Origin of the sequence: Mesorhizobium sp. M1C.F.Ca.ET.210.01.1.1 (genome assembly GCF_004791585.1) — a bacterium.
Taxonomy (GTDB): Bacteria; Pseudomonadota; Alphaproteobacteria; order Rhizobiales; family Rhizobiaceae; genus Mesorhizobium.
This window is the reverse complement of record NZ_SRUU01000012.1, coordinates 188,110-196,354: the sequence shown is the minus strand read 5'-3', so window position 1 is coordinate 196,354 and position 8,245 is coordinate 188,110. Positions and strand designations below refer to the sequence as shown.

9 protein-coding genes are annotated in these 8,245 nt (G+C 65.4%); 8 read left to right on the top strand and 1 reads right to left on the bottom strand.

Annotated elements, in window-relative coordinates:
- Positions 1–149, bottom strand: a 149-nt coding sequence (locus tag EN853_RS34595; RefSeq protein WP_245517034.1) for a DUF6429 family protein, incomplete at its 3' end; no start/stop codon positions are given.
- Between the two features lie 145 nt (positions 150–294).
- Between EN853_RS34595 and EN853_RS16270 the strand changes: the two genes are divergently transcribed.
- The 8 genes from EN853_RS16270 to EN853_RS16235 all read left to right on the top strand — a co-directional run bounded on the left by EN853_RS16270 (position 295) and on the right by EN853_RS16235 (position 8,183).
- A complete protein-coding gene (locus tag EN853_RS16270; RefSeq protein WP_127860766.1) occupies positions 295–936 on the top strand; it encodes a ThuA domain-containing protein in 642 nt (213 codons plus the stop codon).
- Positions 937–1,107: 171 nt separating this feature from the next.
- Positions 1,108–1,494, top strand: a complete 387-nt coding sequence (locus EN853_RS16265; protein WP_127860765.1) for a Rid family detoxifying hydrolase — start codon at positions 1,108–1,110, stop codon at positions 1,492–1,494.
- 281 nt (positions 1,495–1,775) lie between these two features.
- Positions 1,776–2,519 (top strand): FadR/GntR family transcriptional regulator, encoded by a 744-nt coding sequence (locus EN853_RS16260; protein ID WP_127860764.1) that lies wholly within the window; start codon positions 1,776–1,778, stop codon positions 2,517–2,519.
- Between the two features lie 89 nt (positions 2,520–2,608).
- The gene (gene dgoD, locus EN853_RS16255; RefSeq protein ID WP_245517035.1) at positions 2,609–3,772 is read left to right on the top strand and encodes a galactonate dehydratase; all 1,164 of its coding nucleotides are present in this window, start codon (positions 2,609–2,611) and stop codon (positions 3,770–3,772) included.
- A gap of 2 nt (positions 3,773–3,774) precedes the next feature.
- Positions 3,775–4,551 carry an SDR family oxidoreductase gene (locus EN853_RS16250; protein WP_127860762.1) on the top strand — a complete coding sequence of 259 codons (777 nt, stop codon included), beginning with the start codon at positions 3,775–3,777 and terminating at the stop codon, positions 4,549–4,551.
- A gap of 82 nt (positions 4,552–4,633) precedes the next feature.
- The gene (locus EN853_RS16245) at positions 4,634–5,626 is read left to right on the top strand and encodes a substrate-binding domain-containing protein (protein WP_245517012.1); all 993 of its coding nucleotides are present in this window, start codon (positions 4,634–4,636) and stop codon (positions 5,624–5,626) included.
- A 95-nt stretch (positions 5,627–5,721) separates the two neighbouring features.
- The gene (locus EN853_RS16240; protein WP_210234795.1) at positions 5,722–7,197 is read left to right on the top strand and encodes a sugar ABC transporter ATP-binding protein; all 1,476 of its coding nucleotides are present in this window, start codon (positions 5,722–5,724) and stop codon (positions 7,195–7,197) included.
- The gene (locus EN853_RS16235; RefSeq protein ID WP_245517015.1) at positions 7,194–8,183 is read left to right on the top strand and encodes an ABC transporter permease; all 990 of its coding nucleotides are present in this window, start codon (positions 7,194–7,196) and stop codon (positions 8,181–8,183) included. Before EN853_RS16240 ends, EN853_RS16235 begins: the two co-directional genes overlap by 4 nt.
- Positions 8,184–8,245 lie beyond the last annotated feature (62 nt).

Here is an 8,245-nt window from a genome sequence, read left to right as displayed (position 1 = left end):
TTGTTGACCGGGTCGGCGATCAATCCCTTCCGGTGAAGTCGATCCGTCACGTCCCAGTCAAAGCCTTTCCAAGCACACCGTTCATTGTGCAGGGTCAGCCAAAGCAGCGCCAGGACTGCATCATCAATCTTGTCGGTGTCGATCTCCATCGCTGCAGCTTAACACAGACCGCACCCGCCGCGGCCCAGACCGGAGGGATACTTTCCAACTCGACTCGGCGGAGCTTTGCAGCGATGGTCGCACCGCGCCACCGCGCCACAGATTCGGCCGCGGCTGACGTATGAGGAGTGGAAGATGCGGCAGGCATTGATCGTATGGGGCGGATGGGAAGGGCACGAGCCTGAGGCTGGGGCGCGTGCCGTCAAGGCGATGCTCGAGGAGGAAGGCTTTGCCGTGCGCGTCGAGACAACGACCGCGGTGTTCGCCGATCCGGCGATCGCCGAGCTCAGTCTGATCGTGCCGATCTACACCATGTCCAAGCTCGCCAAGGCCGAAGAGGCAAACCTGACCAAAGCGGTCGAAAACGGCGTCGGCCTCGGCGGCTACCATGGCGGCATGGGCGACGCATTCCGCGAATCGACGGACTACCAGTTCATGTGCGGAGGACAGTGGGTCGCCCATCCCGGCAACATCATCGACTACCGGGTCAACATCGTGCGGCGCGACGACCCGATCGTAGCCGGCATCGAGGATTTCGTCTACCGCTCCGAGCAGTATTACATGCATGTCGATCCCTCGAACGAAGTGCTGGCGACCACCACCTTCTCGGGCGATCACGCGGCGTGGATCGACGGCGTCGTCATGCCGGTGGTCTGGAAGCGCCGGCACGGCAGGGGACGGGTGTTCTATTCGTCGCTCGGCCACGTGGCCAAGGAATTCGAAGTGCCACAGATGCGCACGATGCTGCGCCGCGGACTGGTGTGGGCGGCGCGTTGACTGCCTCCTAGAGCGTATCAGTCTCTACACGGAATCGCTGACCCGCTCTAAGTTTTGTTCTTACGCAATTCCGGACGAAAAACCGCTCGCACTCTTCCTGGAATTGCTCAAGGTCGTGGTGAGGATATGACTTTCACCTTAGCAGGTCGTGGATCGCTCCGAGTGTGACGAATGAGGCACTCAATCTCGGCTAAGGCTGCCGCAGCAGTCGGTCCGTACTCTCATGGCATCAGAGCCAGCGGAGAGATGGTCTTCTTGTCAGGACAGACGCCGATTGACGGATCTACGGGCCAACTTGTTGGGGGTGATATCAAGGACCAGGTGCGCCAAAGCTTGAGCAACTTGGCAGCTGTCTTGGCCGCAGCAGAGTTGAGCTTCGACGATGTCGTAAAGTGCAATGTCTTCCTCGTGGACATGGCTGATTTTGCGGCCATGAACGAGGTCTATGCGATGCATTTTCGCGCGCCTTTTCCTGCACGCACGACGATTGGAGTTGCATCCCTCCCGCTCGGCGCGCGCGTCGAAATCGAAATGATTGCGATCGGCCCGACTAAATAGCACTCCCCACCTTGAGCTTAGTCTGTCGCCCCAGAAGCAGGGGGCAAGCGTCACTCTGGAGATCGATCCGCGGCAGATCTGGCGGCAACGAATGCGTGCGGCGGCCCAGGCGACGAATCGCCCGTCTGTAAGGCCTGCTGGGAGCGGCAGGGCAGCTTGGCGCTGGGGATCCGGAGCGTGCCCGTTGATGAACACAATAGATCGTATGAATAAAAGATTTACATAAGACCTTGCCTTTCATACAACAGCGGGCAACGGCGTGCTCTATCGGAGAGGATTGCATGGAAACCATCGTTCTTTCGGATGCAATCGGCTGGATGCCTTCGGTCGACCAGGGTGGCGCAAGCGTGCACAACGCGGTCGTCAGCGTGCTGGGCAGCCGCATATTGGGCGGGGACTATGCTCCCGGTGACGCCCTGCCGCGCGAGGACGAACTCTGCGTCATGCTGGGCGTCAGCCGCACTTCCGTGCGGGAAGCGGTCAAGGTGCTGTCGGCCAAGGGCCTCGTCGAGGCCAGGCGGCGCGCCGGCGTGCGTGTGCTGCCGCGCGACAACTGGCGGCTGCTCGATCCGGTGGTGCTTGGCTGGCATCCGGCGATCCAGGACGACGAGGAACTGGTTTCCGGGCTCTTGGAGGCGCGCAGGATCTTCGAGCCCGCGGCGGCCGAACTTGCGGCCAGGCGCGCCACCGCCGCCGACCTCGCCGAGATCGAGCGCGCGGTGGTCGGCATGCGCGACAACATTCCGAACGATCTCAACGCGGTCTGCCAGGCCGATCTCGCCTTCCACAAGGGCGTGATTGCCGCCAGCCACAATGTGGTGCTCAAGGGGCTGGTCGGCATGCTGGAAGCAGCGCTGCGCGCCACGTTCCTCGTCACCAATCCGCTGATGGAAGCGCAGTCACGGGCTCTGTCGGCGCATGTCGCGGTGCTGGAGGCGATCCGCATCCGCGACACGGCCGGCGCCCGCGCCGCCATGAACCGGCTGCTCGACATCGCCGCCGACGACCTTCACGCCAAAGGGTGACGTTTCCGCCTTGACGTCTTTTTAGATCGTATGATAACTCAATTTCATATGATCTAAGTGCCGTCTGGGAGGAGTTGCGCTTGAGAATCGTGGCGATCACCACGCGCGTCGTGAACGCGGACATGCGCAACTGGGTGTTCGTGCGCATCGAGACCGACCAGCCGGGTCTCTACGGCTGGGGCGAGGCGACGCTGGAATGGAAAACCCAGGCCGTCGTCGGCGCCGTCAACGATCTTGCGCCGCTCTTGATCGGGCGCGATCCGCGCGACATCGAACAGGCGGTGCGCATCCTCAAGAAGCATTCGTTCTGGCGGCTGGGCGTCATCGGCATGTCGGCCGTTTCCGGCATCGAGTTGGCGCTGTGGGACATTTTCGGCAAATGGCTTGATCAGCCGGTCTGGCGATTGCTCGGCGGCAAGGTGCGCGACCGGGTCAAGGTCTATACGCATCTCGGCCTCGGCGACATGCGCGCCGTCTACGAAACGCTGGACGCGGAGCCGCTGGTGCAGCGCGCGTCGGAGGTCGTGTCCAGAGGCTATCGCGCGCTGAAGGCCGTCTTCATCCCCTACACCCACTATCACGCTCCGCTGGCCGACGTCGAAAAGGTCGGCCGCCTCATGGAGACGCTGCGCAAGACGGTCGGGCCGGAAGTCGAGATCATGGTCGACTTCCATGGTCGTCCCGCCTCGGCGTCGACCGCGCTCGCCTATATCGACGCGCTCACGCCGCACCGGCCGATGTTCGTCGAGGAACCGCTGCCGCCGGGCGAGACCTGCGCGCTGGCACAGCTCGCCGCCAAGTCGCGGGTGCCGATCGCCACCGGCGAGCGGCTGATCGACCGTCCCGAGTTCGACGAGCTTTTCCGGGCAAGAGCGGCGGATATCGTTCAGCCCGACATCTGCCACTGCGGCGGCCTGCTCGAGGCGAAGAAGATCGCCGCGATGGCCGAGGCGGTCTCCGTCGGCGTCGCGCCGCACAATCCGCTCGGTCCGATCGCCGGTGCGGCGGCGCTGCATTTCGCGGTCTCCACGCCCAACCACCTGATCCAGGAAGAGATGGTCGGTGCCGTGCCCTGGTATTTCGAGGTGGTGAAGGGGCCGATCCGCATGGTCGACGGCTGCTGGCAGGTCCCGGACGCGCCGGGCCTCGGGGTCGAGGTCGACGAGGCGGTCGCCGACCGGCATCCCTACAGGCCGGAAGTCATGCACACCACCAATGCCGTCCTTGCCGATGGCACCATCGTGGACTGGTGACGATGGCCGGGCGTCTCAAGGACAAGGTGGCGATCATCACCGGCGCCGGCCGTGGCATCGGCGAGGCGACGGCGCGGGCCATGGCGGCGGAGGGTGCCGCGATCGTCGTGGCGGAGAAGGACGCGGCCAGCGGAGCGAGCGTTGCCGCGTCACTTGTCGAAGCCGGCGCGCGGGCGTTGTTCGTGGAAACCGACGTCGCCGATAGCAGGTCCTGCGAAGCGATGGCCGAACAGGCGCTCGGCGCCTTCGGCCGCATCGACGTGCTGGTCGCCAATGCCGGCATCAACGTGTTCCACGAGCCGCTGGAAACCACCGAAGAGGAGTGGCGGCGCTGCTTTGCCGTTGATCTCGACGGCGTCTGGTACTCGGCCCGCGCCGTGCTGTCAGCGATGCGCGCCCGGAAGCAGGGCTCGATCGTTGCGATTGCATCCTGTCATTCCTTCGCGATCATCCCGTCGACCTTTCCCTATCCGGTCGCCAAGCACGGGCTGCTCGGGCTGGTGCGCTCGCTCGGCATCCAATACGCGGCCGAAGGTGTACGCGTGAACGCCGTCGCGCCAGGCTATATCGAGACGCAGATCGCAGTCGATTACTGGAACACCTTTCCCGACCCGCAGGCCGAGCGCCAGCGCATCTACGACCTGCACCCGCCGCGCCGCATCGGCAAGCCGGAGGAGGTGGCGATGACCGCCGTCTTCCTCGGCTCCGACGAGGCGCCGTTCATCAACGCCGCCTGCATCGTCATCGATGGCGGGCGATCGGTTCTCTACCACGAATGAGGTTTCGCGCCGGCGGCCGGTCGCCGGGAGGTGTTTCAAGCAGATCAAGTCCCGCCGGCCGGGATCGACAGGGAGGAAAACCATGAAACTGATGATCAAGGCATGCCTTGTGGCGGCCGCGACCGCCGCCGTCGCGCTGACGGTGCACGGCGCCGGCGCGCAGGACAAGATGAAGTTTGGCTACATCAACAAGATGGGCGACCATCCCTGGTTCGTGCGCGAGGTCAAGGGTGCCAAGGACAAGGCCGTCGAGCTCGGCGTCGATCTCCTGGTGCAGGACGTGCAGTTCGACGCCAACCTCGCCGTCACCACTTTCGACACCTATGTCGGCGACGGCGTCAAGGGCATCGCCGTGGTGGTGCCGGACCGCTCGCTCGGCCCGGTCGTCGCCGACAAGGCGAAGGCGGCCAAGATCGGCCTGATTGCGGTCGACGACGACATCGCCTTCGCCGACGGCACGCCGGTCGCCTATGTCGGCATGAACGCGCTCAATATCGGCAAGCAGGTGGGCGGCGAGATCGCCCGCATCGCCAAGGCGGAAGGATGGGACAAGGACCTCTCCAAGGTGCGCGTCGGCTCGATCGAGGACCAGAAGGCCGACACCTGCATGCGCCGCAACAAGGGCGCCGAGGAAGCGCTGGTGGCGGCGATCCCCGAGATCAAGTCGCGCATCGTCTCGATCCCCTACGACAACACCATGGTCAACGCGATCGATGTGGTGTCGACGACGCTGACGGCCAATCCGGATGCCGAGAAGTGGATATTCTTCTCCTGCAACGATGACGGCGTGCTTGGCGGCGTGCGCGCCACCGAAAATGCCGGCATGAAGGCGGAGAACGTCATCGGCATCGGCATCGACGGCTCGCGCTCCTGCGAGGCCTTCGGCGCCGGCAAGCCCTCGGGTTTCCGCGGCACGATGTGGCTGGACAGCGCCAAGCATGGCGCAGCCGCCATCCAGGCGCTCTACGACCAGGCCACTGGCAAGGAGATGCAGAAGGACTATTTCCAGGACGCCACGCTGATCAGCGGCGAGAACTTCGCCAAGTTTAAGGACACGCTCGGTTGCAAGTCCTAGGCTTCCCTCGGGCCTCGCGGCGGGCGGCTTCCTGCGGAGCCGCCCGTCCATGACCGTGCCCGTGGTTTCCGTCGAGAACGTCAGCAAGCGCTTCGGTGCCGTACCAGGCGCTGCGCGATGTTTCGGTCAGCTTCAATGCCGGCGAGATCACCGCCCTGATCGGCGAGAACGGCGCCGGCAAGTCGACGCTGATGCGTGTGCTGGAGGGCGAGCACAGGCCCGATACCGGCCTGGTGCTGGTCGACGGGCAGCCAGTGCAGCTCAGCTCGCCGCGCGCCGCGCATGGTTCGGGCATCCGCGTCATCCACCAGGAGCCGGAGATCATCCCGGAGCTGACAGTGGCGGAAAACATCTTCATCGGCGACATCAAGGCGCGCGGCGGGATTTTTCTCGACCGCGCCGATCTCGAAAGGCGCAGTCTCGATCTATTGCGCACCTTTGGCGTCGTCGACGTGCTGTCGCCCGGACAGCGCTGCCATGGCCTCAGTCCGGCGCTCAGGCAGCTCATCGAGATCATGCGCGCGCTGCGGCCAGGGGCACGGCTGCTCGCCCTCGACGAGCCGACCTCGTCGCTGACGGAGGACGAGGCGCAGCGGCTGTTCCGCGTCATCCGGCGCCTCAAGGCCGACGGTGTCGCGGTGATCTATATCTCGCACCGGCTGCGCGAGATCATCGATCTGGCCGATCGCTGTGTGGTGATGCGCGACGGCAGCCGTGTCGCCGACGAGCCGATCGAAGCACTCGACGAGCAACGCATGGTGCGGCTGATGGTGGGCCGGCCGGTAAGCGACCTGTTCAATCGAAAGGAACGCGCGCTCGGGCCCGTCCGGCTGGCGCTCGAGGGCGTCACCACGCGCCGCGTCGAAGATATCAGCTTCGAGGTGAGGGCCGGCGAGATCGTCGGGCTGGGCGGCCTGGTCGGCGCGGGACGGACCGAAGTCGCGCGCTCTATCGTCGGCCTCGATCCGCTGCTCTCCGGGCGGATGACGGTCGGCGGCAGGCCTTACAAGCCGCGCGAGCCCGCCGATGCGGTGGCGGCCGGCATCGGCCTGGTGCCGGAGGACCGCAAGCAGGAAGCGCTGCTCTTGATGCAGGCGGTGCGCGACAATGTCAGCCTCGTGGTGCCCGACAAGGTGTCGCGCTACGGTTTCTTCAGCCGCAGGCGCGAGCGCGCGCTGGTCGCCCGCCATGTCGCCGAACTCAGGGTGAAGACGCCGTCGATCGAGCAGGCGGTCGGAAAACTTTCCGGCGGCAACCAGCAGAAGGTTGTCTTTGCGCGCTGGCAGGCGCGCGGGCCGGCGGTGCTCATCCTCGACGAGCCGACGCGCGGCATCGACGTTGGCGCCAAGGCGGAGATCTACAGGCTCATCGAGAGCCTGGCCGACCAGGGTCTCGCCATCCTGCTGATCTCCTCGGAAATGCCGGAACTGCTCGGTCTCGCGGATCGCGTGCTGGTCATGCAAAGCGGGCGCGTCAGCGGCGAACTGCCGTGGCAGGCGGCGAGCGAGGAGGCGGTGCTGGCGCTCGCCATGCGCTCGGACAAGAATGCAATCGAATGGAGGGTGTTGTGACCGATACCGCGACCGCCGGCCGCGAGCGCGCGCCTGCAAGCCTGTTTGGCCGCATCGGCGCGCAGAACATCAGCCTCTTGATTGCGCTGGTCGTGCTGCTGGCAATCTTCGGCGCGCTCAGGCCCGACGTGTTCTTCACGCCGCGCAACCTGATCAACATAGGGCTGGCGGTCACTATCCTCGGCATCCTCGCCATGGCGCAGACAGTCGTCATCGTGTCGGGCGGGCTCGACATCTCGGTCGGATCGATCGTGGGCTTGAGCACAATGGTGCTGGCCGTCGCCGCCCAGGAGACCGGCTCGATCCCGGCCGGCATTCTCGCCGGCCTGCTCGCCGGACTTGCAGCGGGCGCGGTCAACGGGCTGATCATCGTCTACGGCCCGGTCAACGCGGTGATCGCGACGCTTGGAACGATGTCCGCCTTTCGCGGCCTCGCTTATCTGATGAACAACGGCAACTCCATTCCGATCACCGGCGACAGCCTGCGCGCGCTGGGCATCGGCACGCTGCTTGGCCTGCCCTTCGCCATCTGGCTCTTGATCGCCGCGATGGCGGCGTTCATCGTCTTCACCCGCGAGACCGTTGTCGGGCGCAACATCTACGCGCTCGGCGGCAACCCGACGGTGGCGCGGCTCGCCGGCATTCCGATCCGCCGCTACCAGATCTCGATCTATGCGATGAGCGGCTTCGCCGCGGCGGTGGCCGGCCTGGTGCTCGCCAGCCGCACCATGTCCGGTCAGCCTGCCTCCGGCAGCCAGGGGCTGGAACTTGAGGCCATCACCGCCGCGATCCTCGGCGGCTGCGCGCTGCAGGGCGGCAAGGGCACGATCGTCGGCGCCATGCTGGGGGTGCTGATCATCGGCGTCCTCAACAACGGCATGATCCTGACCAGCGTGCCGACCTTCTATCAGCTGCTTGCCAAGGGCGCGCTGCTGATCCTGGCGGTCATCGTGCAGGAGCGCCAGCGCGCGCGGTCGGGGGAGTAGCCCGTGTGCGCAGGTCAGCCGCTACGCGCTTGCGAGACGGGTCTCAATCTCGAAGCATTGGA